28 protein-coding genes are annotated in these 17,308 nt (G+C 31.5%); 1 reads left to right on the top strand and 27 read right to left on the bottom strand.

The window, feature by feature from the left end; genetic code table 11:
• Window positions 1-36: 36 nt before the first annotated feature.
• Complete coding sequence (locus FZC36_RS00540) at window positions 37-2,820, bottom strand: class I tRNA ligase family protein (RefSeq protein WP_148972050.1); 2,784 nt, start codon at window positions 2,818-2,820, stop codon at window positions 37-39.
• A 69-nt stretch (window positions 2,821-2,889) separates the two neighbouring features.
• Between FZC36_RS00540 and FZC36_RS00535 the strand changes: the two genes are divergently transcribed.
• Window positions 2,890-3,423 (top strand): hypothetical protein, encoded by a 534-nt coding sequence (locus FZC36_RS00535; protein ID WP_148972049.1) that lies wholly within the window; start codon window positions 2,890-2,892, stop codon window positions 3,421-3,423.
• 557 nt (window positions 3,424-3,980) lie between these two features.
• On the opposite strand, the gene rplQ is transcribed toward FZC36_RS00535, so the two are convergent.
• The 26 genes from rplQ to FZC36_RS00405 all read right to left on the bottom strand — a co-directional run bounded on the left by rplQ (window position 3,981) and on the right by FZC36_RS00405 (window position 17,264).
• A complete protein-coding gene (gene rplQ / locus FZC36_RS00530; RefSeq protein ID WP_187440121.1) occupies window positions 3,981-4,322 on the bottom strand; it encodes a 50S ribosomal protein L17 in 342 nt (113 codons plus the stop codon).
• Between the two features lie 32 nt (window positions 4,323-4,354).
• On the bottom strand, window positions 4,355-5,419 hold the full coding sequence (locus FZC36_RS00525; protein WP_148972047.1) for a DNA-directed RNA polymerase subunit alpha: 1,065 nt from the start codon (window positions 5,417-5,419) through the stop codon (window positions 4,355-4,357).
• The gene (rpsK, locus tag FZC36_RS00520; RefSeq protein ID WP_148972046.1) at window positions 5,412-5,801 is read right to left on the bottom strand and encodes a 30S ribosomal protein S11; all 390 of its coding nucleotides are present in this window, start codon (window positions 5,799-5,801) and stop codon (window positions 5,412-5,414) included. Before rpsK ends, FZC36_RS00525 begins: the two co-directional genes overlap by 8 nt.
• Window positions 5,802-5,803: 2 nt before the next feature.
• On the bottom strand, window positions 5,804-6,151 hold the full coding sequence (locus tag FZC36_RS00515) for a ribosomal protein uS13 (RefSeq protein WP_222912613.1): 348 nt from the start codon (window positions 6,149-6,151) through the stop codon (window positions 5,804-5,806).
• Between the two features lie 65 nt (window positions 6,152-6,216).
• Complete coding sequence (locus FZC36_RS00510; protein ID WP_148972044.1) at window positions 6,217-6,849, bottom strand: adenylate kinase family protein; 633 nt, start codon at window positions 6,847-6,849, stop codon at window positions 6,217-6,219.
• Window positions 6,846-8,183, bottom strand: a complete 1,338-nt coding sequence (secY, locus tag FZC36_RS00505) for a preprotein translocase subunit SecY (RefSeq protein WP_148972043.1) — start codon at window positions 8,181-8,183, stop codon at window positions 6,846-6,848. Before secY ends, FZC36_RS00510 begins: the two co-directional genes overlap by 4 nt.
• Before the next feature lie 3 nt (window positions 8,184-8,186).
• Window positions 8,187-8,633, bottom strand: coding sequence for a 50S ribosomal protein L15 (rplO, locus tag FZC36_RS00500; RefSeq protein ID WP_148972042.1), 447 nt, complete (start codon window positions 8,631-8,633; stop codon window positions 8,187-8,189).
• A 132-nt stretch (window positions 8,634-8,765) separates the two neighbouring features.
• Window positions 8,766-9,275: an uS5 family small ribosomal subunit protein gene (locus FZC36_RS00495; protein ID WP_148972041.1), complete on the bottom strand. Its 510-nt coding sequence runs from the start codon at window positions 9,273-9,275 to the stop codon at window positions 8,766-8,768.
• A gap of 2 nt (window positions 9,276-9,277) precedes the next feature.
• A complete protein-coding gene (locus tag FZC36_RS00490) occupies window positions 9,278-9,667 on the bottom strand; it encodes a 50S ribosomal protein L18 (protein ID WP_148972040.1) in 390 nt (129 codons plus the stop codon).
• Entirely contained in the window at window positions 9,667-10,200 is a 534-nt protein-coding gene (gene rplF, locus FZC36_RS00485) for a 50S ribosomal protein L6 (protein WP_148972039.1), read from the bottom strand. The genes FZC36_RS00490 and rplF overlap by 1 nt, the downstream gene beginning before the upstream one ends.
• On the bottom strand, window positions 10,200-10,589 hold the full coding sequence (locus FZC36_RS00480; protein ID WP_148972038.1) for an uS8 family ribosomal protein: 390 nt from the start codon (window positions 10,587-10,589) through the stop codon (window positions 10,200-10,202). The genes rplF and FZC36_RS00480 overlap by 1 nt, the downstream gene beginning before the upstream one ends.
• A 9-nt stretch (window positions 10,590-10,598) precedes the next feature.
• Window positions 10,599-10,904 (bottom strand): 30S ribosomal protein S14, encoded by a 306-nt coding sequence (rpsN, locus tag FZC36_RS00475; RefSeq protein WP_148972037.1) that lies wholly within the window; start codon window positions 10,902-10,904, stop codon window positions 10,599-10,601.
• Window positions 10,897-11,475, bottom strand: coding sequence for a large ribosomal subunit protein uL5 (rpl5, locus tag FZC36_RS00470; RefSeq protein WP_148972036.1), 579 nt, complete (start codon window positions 11,473-11,475; stop codon window positions 10,897-10,899). Before rpl5 ends, rpsN begins: the two co-directional genes overlap by 8 nt.
• Window positions 11,472-11,813, bottom strand: a complete 342-nt coding sequence (gene rplX / locus FZC36_RS00465; RefSeq protein WP_148972035.1) for a 50S ribosomal protein L24 — start codon at window positions 11,811-11,813, stop codon at window positions 11,472-11,474. Before rplX ends, rpl5 begins: the two co-directional genes overlap by 4 nt.
• On the bottom strand, window positions 11,813-12,178 hold the full coding sequence (locus FZC36_RS00460; protein ID WP_148972034.1) for a large ribosomal subunit protein uL14: 366 nt from the start codon (window positions 12,176-12,178) through the stop codon (window positions 11,813-11,815). The genes rplX and FZC36_RS00460 overlap by 1 nt, the downstream gene beginning before the upstream one ends.
• The gene (gene rpsQ / locus FZC36_RS00455; protein ID WP_148972033.1) at window positions 12,168-12,404 is read right to left on the bottom strand and encodes a 30S ribosomal protein S17; all 237 of its coding nucleotides are present in this window, start codon (window positions 12,402-12,404) and stop codon (window positions 12,168-12,170) included. The genes FZC36_RS00460 and rpsQ overlap by 11 nt, the downstream gene beginning before the upstream one ends.
• Entirely contained in the window at window positions 12,397-12,549 is a 153-nt protein-coding gene (gene rpmC, locus FZC36_RS00450; protein ID WP_148972032.1) for a 50S ribosomal protein L29, read from the bottom strand. Before rpmC ends, rpsQ begins: the two co-directional genes overlap by 8 nt.
• A gap of 85 nt (window positions 12,550-12,634) precedes the next feature.
• A complete protein-coding gene (gene rplP, locus FZC36_RS00445; protein ID WP_148972031.1) occupies window positions 12,635-13,066 on the bottom strand; it encodes a 50S ribosomal protein L16 in 432 nt (143 codons plus the stop codon).
• Window positions 13,056-13,685: a 30S ribosomal protein S3 gene (gene rpsC / locus FZC36_RS00440; protein WP_148972030.1), complete on the bottom strand. Its 630-nt coding sequence runs from the start codon at window positions 13,683-13,685 to the stop codon at window positions 13,056-13,058. The genes rplP and rpsC overlap by 11 nt, the downstream gene beginning before the upstream one ends.
• Before the next feature lie 54 nt (window positions 13,686-13,739).
• Window positions 13,740-14,081: an uL22m family ribosomal protein gene (locus FZC36_RS00435; protein WP_148972029.1), complete on the bottom strand. Its 342-nt coding sequence runs from the start codon at window positions 14,079-14,081 to the stop codon at window positions 13,740-13,742.
• On the bottom strand, window positions 14,078-14,413 hold the full coding sequence (rpsS, locus tag FZC36_RS00430; RefSeq protein ID WP_148972028.1) for a 30S ribosomal protein S19: 336 nt from the start codon (window positions 14,411-14,413) through the stop codon (window positions 14,078-14,080). Before rpsS ends, FZC36_RS00435 begins: the two co-directional genes overlap by 4 nt.
• On the bottom strand, window positions 14,410-15,234 hold the full coding sequence (rplB, locus tag FZC36_RS00425; RefSeq protein ID WP_148972027.1) for a 50S ribosomal protein L2: 825 nt from the start codon (window positions 15,232-15,234) through the stop codon (window positions 14,410-14,412). The genes rpsS and rplB overlap by 4 nt, the downstream gene beginning before the upstream one ends.
• Window positions 15,231-15,557 carry a 50S ribosomal protein L23 gene (rplW, locus tag FZC36_RS00420; protein ID WP_148972026.1) on the bottom strand — a complete coding sequence of 109 codons (327 nt, stop codon included), beginning with the start codon at window positions 15,555-15,557 and terminating at the stop codon, window positions 15,231-15,233. Before rplW ends, rplB begins: the two co-directional genes overlap by 4 nt.
• Window positions 15,554-16,189, bottom strand: a complete 636-nt coding sequence (rplD, locus tag FZC36_RS00415; RefSeq protein ID WP_148972025.1) for a 50S ribosomal protein L4 — start codon at window positions 16,187-16,189, stop codon at window positions 15,554-15,556. Before rplD ends, rplW begins: the two co-directional genes overlap by 4 nt.
• The gene (gene rplC / locus FZC36_RS00410) at window positions 16,186-16,878 is read right to left on the bottom strand and encodes a 50S ribosomal protein L3 (protein ID WP_148972024.1); all 693 of its coding nucleotides are present in this window, start codon (window positions 16,876-16,878) and stop codon (window positions 16,186-16,188) included. Before rplC ends, rplD begins: the two co-directional genes overlap by 4 nt.
• Window positions 16,875-17,264 carry an uS10/mL48 family ribosomal protein gene (locus tag FZC36_RS00405; RefSeq protein ID WP_148972023.1) on the bottom strand — a complete coding sequence of 130 codons (390 nt, stop codon included), beginning with the start codon at window positions 17,262-17,264 and terminating at the stop codon, window positions 16,875-16,877. The genes rplC and FZC36_RS00405 overlap by 4 nt, the downstream gene beginning before the upstream one ends.
• Between the last annotated feature and the right edge of the window lie 44 nt (window positions 17,265-17,308).

The following is a 17,308-nucleotide window of genomic DNA, read 5'->3' as shown; positions in this document are numbered from 1 at the left end:
ACTATATTTATTGAATATATATTTTAAAGTCGTTTTTTATATAACTAAATTACAAATCATACTAATCAACCTATCTGGGTCTTTAGGATCTTTCTTCTTAATCACAATACTTTTTCTTATATTCTTCCCAGCAACAAAAGATTTAATTTTTTCTCTATCCATAACAAGCTTCTCTATTTCAGATTCATCTAAATCAACTGGAACATTTATTTTATCTCTTAATCTACCATTGATTGTAATAGGCATTTCCATATATAGATTCTTAGTTTTAGAATCGTCGTATTCTGGCCATTTAGACATACATATTGATTTGTTTTTTATTTCGTCAATCAAATCTGAATCTAATCCTTCTTTGTGCTGATCAGGAACCTCATCAAAGATACTTAGATTATTTCTATGCAACTGATATAAATATTCTGATAAATGAGGCGCAAATGGAAATAGCATTTTCAAAAAACTTAAACCAGTAGATAGAGAAATACTATCAGAATCGTTTACAAATTTTATTAACGTTGCAATAGCAGTATTAAATCTGAATTCTTCCATCTCTTTTGTCACAAATTTTATAGTTTTGTGTATAAGATTTTCGTCAGAATCTGTATCAAGTAATTTTATAGAAGATATTTTAGAATACACTTTAGACAAAAATCTCTCCATTCCAATTATATTGTCAGAGTTCCAATTTCTAGTTTGAGTAATTGGAGCCATGTACATAACATGAAGCCTAAAAACATCTATACCGTATTTATCACACATATCTTGAGGATCAATTCCATTTTTGTACCTTTTGCCCATTTTTCCAGGCTCTATCACCAATAATTCTCCAGTACTGATCTGATATGCTTTCTTATTTCTTATTTCAACATCATTAATATCAATATAAACATCATTACCATTTTTATACGCATCTGCTGTGATCATGCCAGGGTTAAGTAATTTATCAAAAGGTTCTTTGTTTTTTACATACCCTAAATCAAACAAAAACATGTGCCAAAATCTAGCATACAATAAATGCAACACTGCATGCTCTGCTCCTCCAACATACATATCTATAGCTCCAACCTTTGAAGAAGACCAATATTCCATTGCTTCTTTAGAGATAAATTCCATTTTATTCGTAGGATCCATATATCTTAAATAATACCAACATGACCCAGCCCAATTTGGCATGGTATTAATTTCTCTTGTAAACTCTTCATTTCCTACTTTAGAAGTGAACTTGCCATTTACAATAGAACCTTTAACACTTTTCCAATCTGCTGATCTACCTAAAGGTGCCTCTGGGTCATTTCCTTCTCTAGGGGAGAAATCATGTTGTTTAGGAAGCTCAACAGGTAATTCTTCTTCACAAATAGGAAAAACTTTGCCACTGGAATCATAAACAATAGGAAATGGCTCTCCCCAATATCTTTGTCTACTAAAAAGCCAATCCCTGAGCTTGAACATTTTTACCTGTTTAGCAAAACCTTTATCAAGCAAATGCTCTAAAACCTTATTTTTTTCTTTATTTATAGATAAAAATTCATTTACATCAAACTGTTCAATATCTATCAAATTTCCTCGCCCCTCGAATGCAGAAGAAAATTTATCAGGATTATTTTCCCACTCAAGCATAATCTCAGATTGCTTTACGCTTCCTAAGTAATTTTCCTCTAACCATTTGTAATCAGGCTTTAAAACGGATTTTATTTTTATATCATTCTCTTTTGCAAATTCGAAATCCCTTTGATCATGAGCTGGGACAGCCATAACAGCTCCAGTTCCATAATCTGAATACACATAATCTGCAGTCCAAATAGGAATCTCTTCATTTGTTATTGGATGCTTTGCATATATGTTTGTGAATTTGTTTTCATCAACTTTCATTCCACCTAGAACTGGATGCTTAGAAGAGATTGCCAAAAAAGTAACTCCATACAAAGTTTGAGGCTTTGTCGTGAATATTTTTATATCACCTTTTTTAGTAGAAAAAACTATCTCTGTTCCTTCTTGTTCTCCAATCCAATTTTTCTGCATAGAAACAATATTTTGCGGCCAATCTAAAATATCCAACTGCTTATTAAGTCTCTCAGCATAGGAAGTAATTCTAATCATCCACTGCTTCATAGGTCTTTTTTCTACAGGATAATTACCTCTCTCACTTAAGCCATTCTTAACTTCTTCATTAGAAAGTACGGTTCCTAGCTTAGGGCACCAATTCACTTCTACTTCCTCTAAGAAAGCCAGTCTCATAGAAGAAATTATCTCCTCTTTATCTTTGTTTATAGACTTAACAGAATTTGAGGCTTTATATAATTTTCCATTTTCTACTGTAAATTTTCCAGAATCTAACATTTCTACTAAATCAGAAATAGGCTTAGCTTTTCCTTCTATATTATCAAAAAAACTATCATACATTTTTAGGAACATCCATTGAGTCCATTTATAATAATCAGAATCGGATGTGTTAAAAGTTCTTGACTCATCATGACTCAAAGCCAAAGCCTTTAGCTGCTTTTTCATATTACTTATATTCTGCTGTGTAGTTATTTCTGGGTGTTGATTAGTTTGTATAGCATATTGCTCAGCTGGCAATCCAAAAGAATCAAATCCCATTGCATATAGTACATTTTTATCATTCATTCTTTCAAATCTTGCTTTCACATCTGTACTTATGTAGCCCAAAGTGTGACCCACATGTAAACCGAAACCACTTGGATAAGGAAAAAAATCCAATATAACATAAGGCTCTTTGTTAGAGATTTCAGATTTATTTATTTGTAATTTATTCCAAAAGTCTGTAGATTTATTTTCTATTTCTTTTAGTTTATTTCTGTACATAGAACAATATTAACTTGTCAAAAAAAATATAGGTAGTCTAAGTATTCAAAATATAATAAAATCCAATTGATGTACTCTATAGTTCTATTTTATATAAATAAAGATTTTGTGATAGAAATCTTTTTAAACCATACAAAGAAATATTCTAAAAAAATCAGCAACGCAAGAACAAATCTTGTACAAGAAATATCAAATGCATTGCAAGAAGAAAAAATAACATTAAGTGAAATAAATAGAATTTCTTTTTTAAGAGGTCCAGGCTCATTCTCTAGTATAAGAATAGCATTTGCAACTGTAATGGCTATAAAAACAAGCCATCCGAATATTATTTGTAACAATGTTTCTGTAGATGAAATAATCCCAAGTCCAATTATAATCAAACTAAATAAAGCCACTATATTGCATTACTTTGAAAACTGGCAAGTAAAAAAGAATGAAGAGTTGAATAAAGATATTACATACAACTCTATGGATAAAAATGATACTTTCAAAACAAACGTAATAGAAAATATAGGATACACAATACTAATCAAAGCTTTAAAATTGAAAGAACCTTTGTATATTTACGAACCATATTTAAAGCCTGACTTTAAACAAAGTTAATGTTCCACGTGGAACATTAATAAAAGAGCAAAAATACTTTATGATTTTTATCTATAAAAACAAGCAAGGAAACTAAAAATATCATCATAGAAAATAGTAGTTTCTTTAAAAAATCTGCTCTTAATCTTTAGCAACATAAATATCTCCATATAAAAAAAATAAATACTAAAATTAAGCCCTTTATAATTCAATAATCTAAATGAATAAGTTTTTTATTAAAAAATTTACAAGTTTCTAATAAAATATCATATTTTCTTTATAATGATCCAGAAAAATTCAGTGTTTTCCATTTAATTCAACAATGTATGAACATAAATATCTCTTAATATAATAAATTATAGATATAGAAAAAATCATAAACAATATATCATTTAGTTCTCAATAAGTCATAATATAAAAAATCTATATAAATTTAGTTTACAGGAAAAGTATAGCCTCTCAATAATATCAAAAGACATTTAAAACATTTAGATAACAAAAAAAACGAAAAAAACTTACAAATAAATAAGTAAAATTACTTCAATGTTCCACGTGGAACATTGAAATTCTAAAATTTTCTAGACAAGCTCCACAAAACACATTTTAGAACCATCAGATTTTCTCCTAGGAAGCTTGATAATCCTGGTGTACCCACCATTTCTATCTTTATATTTATCAGAAACAAGAGATATATGTTTCATAACAAATTCCTTATCTCCAAAGAAACTAACAGCTCTTCTAACAGAAGCTATTTTCTCATCTGAATCAAAACCTTTCATTGTGGTAATCATTCTTTCGACCTTAGGTTTAAAAGCTTTAGCTTTAGCAAGAGTTGTTTTGATCTTCTTATCATCAGAAATAGTTTTTATTAAAGACTTAGATAGGTTCATAAAAAGACTTTTTCTATGACCACCTTTCATGTTAAGCTTGCTTTTATTCTGCTTATGACGCATTACTCACCACCTTCTTCTTCTGTTTCTTCAATTCTTTTGTTTCTTAAAGATTCCCAATTTTCTATCTCGGTTTCCAAAGAAAATCCATACTTACTTTCTAGAACATTGATTACTTTGTTTATTGTAACAGAACCTACTTTACCCATCTTCATCAAATCTTCTTTATTTTTCACAACTATGTCACCAACAAAAGTCATACCTGATTCATGCATAACTTTCACAGCTCTTAAAGGAAAATGATCTGCGCTTATTAAATCAAATAAACTTTCGTTTACTTCTTCTAATTCTTCTTCAGTCTCTTTAACTTCATCAAAAACCTTATGCATTCTGCCAAACTCATTAACTAGAATTTCACTTGCTTGCTTGTAAGCTTTTCCTGGCTCAACAAATCCATTTGTTACTATCTCAACAACCAGAATCTCATATTCAGTGTTTTGACCAACCATAGTAGAAGCAGAGCTAAATACAACCCTTTTTATAGGACTAAACACAGCATCTAGCTTTATGTAACTTTCATCTGGAAGAGTTATGTCATTTGCTTGGGAGTAACCAATACCTTTTTTCAAAACAAGACTAATTTCCAAAGAAGCAGAGTCATCCAAAGTAAAAAGATATGCATCTTTATTAAGAATTTCTATGCCATTAGGAAGATCCAAATCTTTAGCAAAAACTTTTCCAGATTTCTCAACAATCAAGTCAAATGTAAAAAGCTCTATATCAGCTTTAAACACTATGTTTTTCATATTGATTATAATCTCAGCAACATCTTCCTTTGCTCCTTTTTTAGAAGAAAGCTCAGTATGCACGTCTTTTATTTTTATTCCACATAATGCTACTCCTTCTATAGAAGACATTAAAACTCTTCTTAAAGGATTTCCAAGAGTAACTGAATAACCTGGCTTTAGTGGGCCGTGTTCAAAAACACCTCTAAGCTCACCTTGCTCCAAAGGAATAGAATCATCACTTCCTCCTGCACTCATAGAAGAGTCCCAAACTGAAGCTGAATCCACAAAAGCTTCTACATTATTAAAAGAATCAGGGCTTAAAATCTTATCTTCAGACACGAGGCCTCCTAGGAAGCTTACATCCGTTATGAGGAAAAGAAGTTCTGTCTTCTACGCTATTTATTCTAAAACCATTACCTTGAATAGCTTTCATTGCAGAATCTCTTCCACTACCTAATCCAACTAAAACTATATCAACTTCAACCATACCAAATTCATGCATTTTTTCTGAAAGCTTGTTTGCTGCAGTTTGAGCAGCATAAGGGGTTGATTTTCTAGATCCTTTTATATTAACAACACCAGGAGAACACCAAGCTATAACCTGCTTAGTTTCATTTGAAACCAATGTCATAATAGTATTATTAGAAGTTGCTTTTATGTACACTTTTCCAGATTTATGTACAGACTTTTTCTTAACACCTACTCTTTTCTTTTTTGACAAAATTAATACCCCCTTACTCTAGAAGCAGTTTTTGCATTAGAATGAGTTCTTTGCCCTCTAACAGGAAGACCCTTTTGAAGCCTTATTCCTCTGTAGCACCTCATATTAACTAAACGCATAATTGCATTCCTCTTTCTTTTTTGAAGCTCAGATCCTATAGGAATATCTAACTCTTCAATTAAGCTTTGAATTTGAACCATATGCTTGTCACCTAGCTCTTTAACTTTCTTTCCTAAGATACCAAGCTCTTCACATATAACGAAAGCGGTATACTTTCCTATTCCATAGACATAGGTTAAAGCACATTCTATAGCTTTATTTTCTTTTAAACTTTCTCCAGCTATTCTCACTAAAAAACCCCCAATAAGACAAATTATAAATATAAGTGTCTAAAAATCAATATTAACAAACTAAACTAAGTATTTTTCTGGATCAATTCAATCAATCTAGACTTTATTTCCAAAACATCTCCACTAGCATCAAAAGAGTAAAAAACTCCAGATTTTTTATAAAACTCTCTTATTTCTTTTATTTCTTCCCCAAAAATGCTTATTCTTTTTCTTATAGCTTGCTCAGAAAGATCATCTTGTCTCTTTTCAAACTCAACAGATCCACATTCAGAGCATATTTTTTCATTAACACAGCTGATAAGAGATCCACACTTAGAACAAACTATTCTCTTTGAAAGCCTGCCAACAACACTTTCTTCTGGAACAACAAATTCTATAACCATTTCAAGAGGCATGTTGTTTTTGAAAAAAGTCTGTAAGAACTTTGCTTGGTCAACTGTTCTAGGCAATCCATCCACTATAAACTCTTCATTTTCCTTAAAAAAATCTTTAAAAAAGCATTTCAGTATATCCATAGGGACTAACTCTCCTTTGGATATATACTCTTGAGCCTTAAAACCAAGATCTGTTTTCTTTTCTATTTCTCTCCTTAGAGCCAACCCAATTGAAAAAACATTTATATCAAAAAGATCAGAAATTATCTCTGACTGAGTTCCTTTTCCAGATCCTGGAGGCCCTATAAAAGCAATTCTCTTCATTTTTTGATGCTCGCAATCTTGCTCATAAAGTAAGACATTCCATGCACTTGAACTTGCTCAGCAAACTCCATAGAAACTCCAGCCAGAATCAAAAAACTTGTACCACTTATTGATAAACATGGATTAAGCTTCTTTATAAAAATATCTGGCACAAACGCTATAAATATAAGATATAAAGCACCATACGCTGTAACTCTGAAAATAACTCTCTCAAAGAACTTTTCTGTCTGATCTCCTGTTTTATGCCCTGGCACAAACCTTCCGCTGGAAGCTAAATCTTGAGACATTGTTTTCGGGTTCATTGCCACAGTTGAATACACAAATGCAAACAGAACTATAGCAAACATTTTCAGAACAATATAAAAAAACTCTGAAGATATAAAAGAAATTAAAATCTCAGGAACTCCTAAAGATTTCCAGCTTATATTTCCTAAAGCAGCCAAGAATCCTACAAAAATTTCTGCAAACATAGGAGGCAATACACCTGAAACATTAAGCTTTATTGGTATTCTGTTCCTAGATTCTATATTAGACATCAAGCCTCTTTGTGAAGGTATAATAATTTTTATAAATCTTGCTGTTTTCTCAAAAAATATTATAGCAAAAACTATTAGACAAATCATAGCAACGAAAACCAAAAAATGAATATAAGACAAAGATCCATCACTTAATCTACTTAACAACCTTAGGAAATAAGCAAATCCAGATATTGATATATTTACAAATATTATCCATGAAGATCCGTTACCTAATCCTTTTGAAGAAATTTGCTCTGCAAGCCACATTACTAAAATGGTACCACCTAGGAATGAAGCAACTGTAGATAATTTAAAGAAAATTCCAGGCAATATCACTAGAGAATTAACGCTATCATTAAAGTATTCCAAGCCCCAAGAAAGCCCATAAGACTGTATAGAGCATATAACAACAGTCAAATATCTTGTGTATTGTTTTATTTTCAAGTTTCCATCTGAATCTTTCTTTAAGGACTTCAGATACTCTGATGTGGAACCCAGAAGTTGCATGATTATACTAGAAGATATATATGGAGCTAATCCTAAGGCCATTATAGAAGCTTTTTGTAATGACCCACCAGAAAAGGAATCAATAGAATCTAGCATCTTAGAGCTGTACTTAGAGTACAAAGCTTGCAATGCAGACAAATCAACACCTGGTATAGGTATGTGTGTCAAAAACCTATAAATACATAATATAGAGAATGTAAAAATAATTTTTGCTTTTAAGTCTTTTAAGTTACCAAAAACAGATCCTTTATTTTTGGATTTATTTCTAATAACAAAATTTCTTGACCCTTGTTTAAATTTAGCAGCCATTCTTTACAAAATTTCTCCTCCAGAGCTTTCTATTGCTTTTCTAGCTCCGGCACTGATCTTTTTTACACTAGTTTTAATTGGAGAATTCAACAGGTCATTTCCTATTATTTTCAAAACTTTATGCTTAGCAATAATACCTTTATTTCTAAATAGATTATCATCAATAACATCAGTTTCTAATATTCTACCACTTTTAATAAGTTCAGATATAGTTCTCAACGTACAAACATGAACGTTAGATCTTATCTTTTTTCTTGAAGTAAAACCAACTTTTGGAAGCCTTCTAATTAGAGTGGTTTGTCCACCTTCTCCTTTTATAGAAGCTCCAGCTCTAGCTTTCTGACCCTTATGTCCTTTTCCAGCAGTCTTTCCTTTTGTAGAACCTATTCCTCTACCAACTCTTTTTCTAGACTTCACATAAACAGGTCTAGATAAATTATTCAAACTCATAGAACAAACATATCAAATATTTTAGGAAAAGTGAACAAACAATTCTTCAAATAAGCAAAAACACTACTTAGTAACAAGCAATTTTTAATATTTACTGAAGAATACCTCTAACAAAAAAACAAATAAATTTATTTATATACCTATGACTTGCTTTACAGATATGCCTCTTCTTGCTGCAATAAGCTTAGGTGGCTGTATTATTTCCAAACCTTTAAACAACGCTCTTATAACGTTGTATGGGTTACTGCTACCTATAACTTTAACTGTTGCAGATTTCACACCTAAAGCATTCAAAGCTGATCTAACAGTTTCATTAGCTATTATACCTGACCCTGATTTTGCAGATCTAATACAAATCTTAGTTCCACAGTATTTAGTGTTAATGTCATGATGGAAAGTTTTATTATCTCTCAAATGAACCTTAAACATGTTAGCAGTCGCTTTATCAATAGCTTTTTTTACAGCCTCAGGGACTTCTTTAGCTTTTCCTAAAGCATATCCTACACTTCCAGCTCCGTCACCAACAACAACAAAAGCACATATTCTTTGTCTTTTTCCACCTTTAGTAGTTGCAGATACCCAGTTCAAAGAAAGAACATTCTTTTTTAACTTAGAAGTAGATGAATGATATTGTTTTGTCATAATTAAAACTCCAATCCATTTTCTCTAGAAACTTCAGCTATAGTTTTTATTATTCCATGCATTTTATATCCACCTTTGTCAAAAATAATCTGATTGTATTTAATACTTTTCATTTTATCACTGATTTGTCTTGCAACCCAATCAGCAGCCTTAACACCATAACTCTTTTCATTAGCAGGAAAAGATTTTGAAAGCGTACTTACAGAAGCTACTGTATGACCTAAATCATCATTTATAACTTGTGCAAAAATAGTTCTAGAAAACTTAGAAACGCAAAGTCTTAATATTGTAAAATCATTACTTTTAGAAGCAATTTTCTTTTTTGCAGCTAATTTGATTCTATTTCTATATCTACTTTGTCTTCTTAAAAATGCTTTACTTATTCTTGACATTACTTCTTTCTCTCTTTCATGATGTATATTTTATCAGAGTCTAGTATTTTAGGTCCTTTGTATGGTTTGAAAGCTCTAAAAGATTGAACTGTTGCACTAAATTGATTCACTTTCTGTTTATCAATTCCTGTAATTTTTAGTTCATTTTTAGATACAGAAACATTAACCCCATTAGGAATATCGGCGTTAATAGGGTGACTATATCCCAAAGATAGTTTCAATATATCTCCAGAAACTTCTGCTTTGTGACCAACACCTTCTAATTTTAGAGTTTTAACATGCCCTTTTGTAAGACCAACTATAAAAGATTTAAGGATAGCCTTAATAGTTCCTAGCATTGGTATATGTTTTTTATCTTCTGTAGAAAACTTCAAAAACTTTTGATCTTCTTCTTCATACATCTCTAAGTTCAAAAAAGAAGGAATTTGCATAACATGCTCACCCGCAGAGCTTTTCATTGATGCAGAATCACCATCCAAAACGACAGTAACTTCTTTTTCTAGTTTGATAGGCTTTAAAGCATTAATAGACACTAAAACACCTTCCCAATTAGCTCACCACCAACACCACTTCTTAGCGCTTCTCTGTCAGACATAACACCAACTGAAGTTGTTACAATGAACATAGAAAAATCTTTTCTTCTCATTCCATCAAAGTCCTTACATTTATAGTAAACTCTTTTAGAAGATTTTGAAATTCTACTTATACCTCTTATTACAGGGATACCTTTTTTATCATATTTTAATTTTATCAAAAGCTCTCTATCGCTATTTTCCTTTATATCCTCAATAAAACCTTCTTCTTGTATAACCTTGAAGACAGATTTAACTATTGCAGAGTTTAATACAGAAACATGCTTCTTTCCAACCAAAAGTGCATTTCTAACTCTAGAAAAAGAATCTGAAATTCTATCATTAATCATAATTAAACCTCACCAACTAGCTTTCTTAATCCCTGGAAGGTATCCTGCCAGAGCGAATTCTCTAAACTTAATTCTACACAAACCAAATTGCTTAACAATAGCTCTAGGTCTTCCAGTGATTTCACACCTTAGTGCAGTTCTTGTAGAAAAACTTTTAACAGGCAAAGAATTAAGCTTCCTAGCAGCCTCAACCTTTTCCTTCATAGAGACAGTTTTGCTTTTCATTATAGATTTAAGCTTATTCCTTCTGTCTCTATATTTTTTTTCCATTTCAACTCTTTTTTTATTTCGGTTAACAATTCCTATACTAGCCATTAACCCCTCCTTTAACTTTCTTAATAACATCATTCACTTCTCCTTTGAAAGGAAAGTTCAAAGCTTGCATAAGAATTTTTGAATTATAATCAGTATCAGCTGTTGTAACTATTGCTACATTCATACCAAATGTAAATCCAGTTTCTGTAGATTCTATAAAAGGCAAATGATCTTTTAATCCAAAGTTATAATTACCTTGTCCATCAAAAGATTTAGATGACAATCCTTCAAAACCCACAACTCTTGGCAATGTTATGTTTACAAATTCATATATGAAATCAAACATTCTATCTGATCTCAAAGTAACAAAAGCTGATGAATCCATTCCCTCTCTTACAGAGAAACTAGATACAGATTTTTTAGCTTTAGCTATAACTGGAACCTGACCAGATATCATCTTCATTTCTTTAAATATAAAGTTCATATTAGCAGAATCCTTCATGCTTCTACCAAAGCTAGCACTCAAAACAACTTTTTCCAAAGTAGGCACAGCAAGAATATTATCTAATTTCATAATATTTCTCAGAACTGGCCTAATTTCTGTATTAAATTTTTGCTTAAATTCGCTCATACTCTAACCTTCTTACCACTTTTCTTAAAAACAAGAGTTTTTTCTTCTCCATCAATCTTATAGCAAACTTTCGCAGGCTTACCAGATTCTACATGAGATAAGTTGGATATATGAATAGGCATTGTTTTTTCAACAATAGATCCTGGCTGTCCTTGAGAAGGCTTTTGATGAACCTTTACAGTGTTAATGTTTTCTACTAAAGCTTTACATTCTTTTGGAAACATTTTAGTAATAGGACCTATAGAACCTTTATTCTTACCAGAGATAACCATAACTATATCACCTTTTTTTATTTTAAATTTAGGTGTATTCATATCAAAATTCTTATTTTTTTTCATTAAAACACCTCCGGAGCTAAAGAAACAATTTTAGGATATTTATCTTTTATAATCCTAGATACAGGGTTCAAAACTCTATTACCGATCATTTCACCTTTTTCATCTACTAAAACAATAAAATTGGAATCAGATTTAGACATTATTCCACCTTTTTGTCTCATATGAGAAGCTGTACTGACCACAACACCATGACACACCTTACCTTTAGAAACTAATTTAGCTTGAGGGTTTGCTTTTTTTACAGAGATTCTAATAACATCTCCTACTGAAGCACCATGCTTTTTAGAAGAGGGAAGACCTATGCACTCAACTTCTTTAGCACCTGAATTATCAGCTACTTTTAATCTAGCACCTTTAGGAAGCATCTTTACCTCTTACACAGTACTTTTTTCTTTTAGAAACAGGAGCACAAGAATGTATAGTAACATCCTCTCCAACAGAATACTCTTCATTTTCATCATGAACCAAATATTTTTTACTTAGTTTGATTTTTTTACCATAAACAGGGTGTGTGTAATTTCTAAGCACAGAAACCTTTATGGTTTTTAAAGAAGGCTTGGAAATAATTTTTCCTTTTAGCATTTTAGACATTCTTCACCTCTTCTGACAAAAGTTTCGCAATCTTTCTTCTTAAAGCTCTAAGCTTGGACGTGTTTTTTTGCTGTCCAGAAAGAAATGCCATTTTTTGTTCAAGACGACTACTTTTAAGTTCTATAATTTTAGACATCAAGTACATGCTACTATAAAAAAAGATACAAATCTATATAAAATTTTGAAAAATTGAAATAAAAAACAAAAAAAATAGGGTTAAAAGAGAGCTATCAACTAGGGTCGATTTTGTAAGTAGAGAAACGACCTCTTGCAACAAATGTCGTCTTTATTCCCAGCTTGTCAGAAGCTAACTTTAGAGATTTTCTGGCAATTGATTCTTCAACACCAGAAACTTCGAATATAATAGTTCCAGGCCTAACTTTAGCAACCCATTTATTGACTGCTCCCTTACCACTACCCATTCGAACTTCAGAAGGCTTTCCACTTATAGGAAAGTGAGGAAAAATTCTTATAACAAGCTGTCCAGCACGTTTCATTTCTCTTCTAATTGCACTACGACAAGCTTCTATTTGTCTTGTAGTGATTCTTCCTGGCTCTAATGCTTTTAAAGCAAACTCACCAACAGGAACAAATCCTCTTTGTGCATTTCCTTTAGGAACCATCTCAAAATGGTATTTATACTTAGTCTTACTAGGAAACATTTTTCTTCTCCTCTAGTCCAAGGTTAACCCAAACCTTAACTCCACATTTTCCAGAGTTAGTGTTTGCCTCAGCAAATCCATATCTTATATCTGCTCTAATTGTATTAGCAGGAACACTACCAGAAGAAAGCTTGAAATCTCTAGCAATTTCAGCACCTCCAAGACGACCAGAGCATTTTATCTTTATACCTTTACTGGATCTCAAAGCATCCTGTACAGCTCTTTTAGCAGCAGCTTTATAGCTTCTTCTTTTTTCCATTTCTGAAGCAATTCTAGAAGCTATAATCTGAGCATCTTTTTCAGAATCTTTAACAGGAGTAACTTGTATAGAAATATCAAATTTTTTATCAAAAATATTCGATATTTTATCCTTAAGTACAGATAAAGAAGAACCTTGTTTTCCTATTATAGATCCAGGTTTTGCTGATCTGATATCTATGTTTATTTTTGATTCTACTCTACTAATAAAAATTTCAGAAACTTCCCAGTATTTGTTTTTTAAAATAAGACTTCTTATCTTATAATCTGAAACAACATAATCTGCAGATTTCTTAGAAGGATACCATTGAGATAAAAAACTCCCACTTCTTATTCTAAACCAAGGTGATTTATTTCCCATTTTTTCTCCTAGACATTGAAGTCATTTTAAAGCTATTAGAGCTACAAATCAAGATCATTTTGATTCCACCAATCTAACAATAAAATTACAGTGAGCTTTGTATTTACTACCCACTCTACCTCTACCTTTTATTTCTATTCTTTTTGCATAAGTTCCTATACCAACATCTATAGAATCTATAATCAAATCAGAACTTGCACCTTTTTGTTTTGCATTTGCAACAGCAGAATCAATTGTTTTCTTTAGTGCTAAAGCATACTTCCCAGGATAATATGCAAGCCTTGCAGAAGCTAAGTTCGCATTTCCTCTTCTAACTCTTTTGGCTATTAAAGATAATTTGAACGCTTTCCCATGCATGCTAGATTTTGCATAAGATATTATTTCTTTATTAATCATTTAGATGACCTCTTATTTCCACTATGACCTGTAAATGTTCTTGTTGGAGCAAATTCTCCAAATTTATGACCAACATCACTTTCTCTAGGAATAAAGCTTACAAACTTTTTACCAGAGTGTATTAAAAAGGTTTGCCCTACTGCTTTAGGAGGGATAGTACTACTCCTAGACCAAATTTTTATTGGTTTCTTAGAATTATTTGAAATACTACTTTCTATCTTCTTTATAACACAATGTTTTATAAAAGGAGGTTTTACAGGAACTGTATCTCTTAAAGAAATAGACAATCTTCTCTGAATTATTTTCTTTTTTTCTTCAGTTAATAAACTCATGCTCTTCTCCTAACTATCATTTTATTTTTCTTACTTTTCTTTCTTGTTTTAAGACCTTTAGCGTTCTGACCCCATGGAGAGACTGGGTGCCTACCTCCAGAAGTTTTACCTTCACCACCACCATGAGGGTGATCTACAGGGTTCATGGCAACTCCTCTAACACTTGGTCTGATGCCTTTCCATCTTTTTCTACCAGCTTTACCTAAAGAAACATTTTTATTGTCTAGATTGGAAACCTGACCTATGCTGCAAAAACATCTAGAATCGAATTTTCTGATTTCTCCTGATTTTAATCTTAGAACTATATGATCTCCATCAGAACCTAAAACAGAAACTTCAGATCCAGCTGATCTACCTATCTTAGCTCCTTGTCCTGGGAAAAACTCAACGTTATGAACTATAGTACCATATGGAACATTTTTCAAAGTCATAATATTTCCTGGAGAAACAGGGGATTTTTCATTGCATTCTATAGTGTCTCCAATTTTTACAGATTCAGGAGCAACTATGTATCTTAACTTTTCATCGCTAAATTTCACCAAAGCAATAAAAGCAGTCCTACCTGGATCATACTCTATTCTTTCTACTGTTCCACTTAACCCAACAAGTTTTGCAGGATAAAATTCAACATTTCTAATTATTTTTCTACTTCCACCACCAATGTGTCTAGAAGTAATTCTACCATCAGAGTTTCTACCACCTGTCTTTTTGACACCTTTTACTAAGCTTTTCTCAGGCTTTCCTGACCAAAGACTTCTTTTGTCTACAATCTTAGTATGTCTAGAGCTAGGAGTTGATGGCTTATAAACTTTTAAGTTCATTCAACACCTTCCACAAATTTCTTCATATTTTCTTTATCTATTTTAACAAAAAACTTTTTCCAAGCTTTTCTAGTTCCTTTTGTTCCCTTGAAAACTTTTGACTTACCTTTATAGTTAGTAGATTTTATTTTCTGAGGAGAAAACCCAAACAAACTTTCAAAAATAACTTTCATTTCTACTTTTGTAGTAGATGGTATCATCTTCAAAACAATATATGATGATGTTCTAGATAAAAAGCTAGATTTTTCAGATGAAAATACACCCTTAAACTTAAAAAAAGATAAATCTAAAGCTTTTTCATTTAAGTTGTTATTATCACTCATTTTTCTAACCTTTCATTCAAAGTGTTGATAGATTTCTTATCCATTATCAACAAATCGTTTTTCAAAACATCTAAAGCATTCAAACCTTTAAAGTCCAAAACATTAAACCCAACTAAGTTTGAAGCAGCATTTTTAACAGAGCTATCAATGTCACTGTAAACAAACAAAACTTTTTTACTCTTATTTATTTCTTTTAAGCTCTCGAAAATCTTTTTCATTTCAGAAGTTTTCTTAACGCTTAAATCTCCATCGACAACAAACAAAAGATTATTTCTATACTTTTGTGATAGTGATATAAATTTAGCTTTCATTCTTTGTTTTTTATTCATCTTGAAAGAGTGATCTCTAGGCTTTGGACCCCCAGAAACTCCTCCACCTCTATTACCTGGCTCTCTTCCATCACCAATTCTAGATTTTCCAGATTCTTTCTGAGGATGCTTCTTTTTTGTGGATCCACTAACTTCAGAAACACCTTTTGTACAAGCTGTTCCTTGCCTTTTTTTCATCAGACTCCATCTTACAATTTCATAAATCAAAGAACTGTTATCTTCTAAGCCGAACACAGCATCAGAAATAGATATTTCTTCAGTTTTTTCAAGATTCCAAGAATGTACATTAATTTTTAGATTCAAGAAACACCTCCTTTAGGATCAAAAGAACTATATATATTACAAGCACTTCCCTTATATCCAGGAACTGCTCCTTTTACCAAGATCAAAGAACCATTAAATTTCTCAAACAATTTTTCTTTAGAAATATATAAAACTTCTAAGTTTTGACATGTAACTGTTTCGTTTCCATATCTACCAGGCATTTTCTTTCCTTTAAATACTCTGCCAGGTTTTCTAGAACCAGTAGAACCACAACTTCTATGCGCTTTTGAAACACCGTGTGTTGCTCTTAATCCTGCAAAACCATGTCTTTTCATTCCACCAGAAAAACCTTTTCCTAAAGTTTTTCCTTGTATATCAACTAAAGATCCTATTTTCAAAAAATCTTCTACATCAACAAATTGCCCTTTTGAAAAATTATCTATATTTTCAAACTTAAATTCCTTCATGTATTTAGGAATAAAATCAAGTCCTTCGAACATTTTAAGTTGAGGATTATTCCAATTTTTCTCCTTGGATCTTCCAACACCTAAAATTAAAGATTCATAACCATCTCTATCTTTTGTTTTCTTATCTACAACAATAGTATCTTGAATCCATAAAAGAGTTCCAGCAACATAATCTGGTACATTACTCTCACTGTCTACTGCTATTTGTGTCATACCTTGCTTTATAGCTATAAAGCCATATCTTTTTCTTTCGATACTCATACTTTCATCTCTATTTCTACGTTTCTAGGAATAGAATAGTTTCCTGCAACCATCTTACTCTCTAAAAGATCTAAAATTGGCTTAGAATATTCTTTTAAGAATAAAACTCTTTTCATATATCTAAGTTCAAATTGATCCATAGCTCTTTTATCTATATGAGGACTTTTCAAAACTGTAAATACTTTTCTTGTAGTAGGCATAGGCACAGGACCTTTAATGCTTAGTCCTAAAGACCTAGCAATTTCTACTATATAAGCAACACAACTATCAAGTGCAGCACCGTCACAAGATTTAAAAACTATACTCATTCCTTCTTTTATTTTTTTAGAAGGCTTCCTACTTACTTTCTTTTTATCCATTTCTCTCTCACTGTTAGAATCAATCATAGCAACACCATTCCAGAAGACTACAGTATAATGCTAAATAAATC

Source organism: Candidatus Nesciobacter abundans (assembly GCF_008189525.1).
Classification (GTDB): Bacteria; Pseudomonadota; Alphaproteobacteria; order CAJXXZ01; family 1604HC; genus Nesciobacter; species Nesciobacter abundans.
Note: the sequence above shows the minus strand (reverse complement) of the source record. Positions and strands in the feature narration are given on the sequence as shown.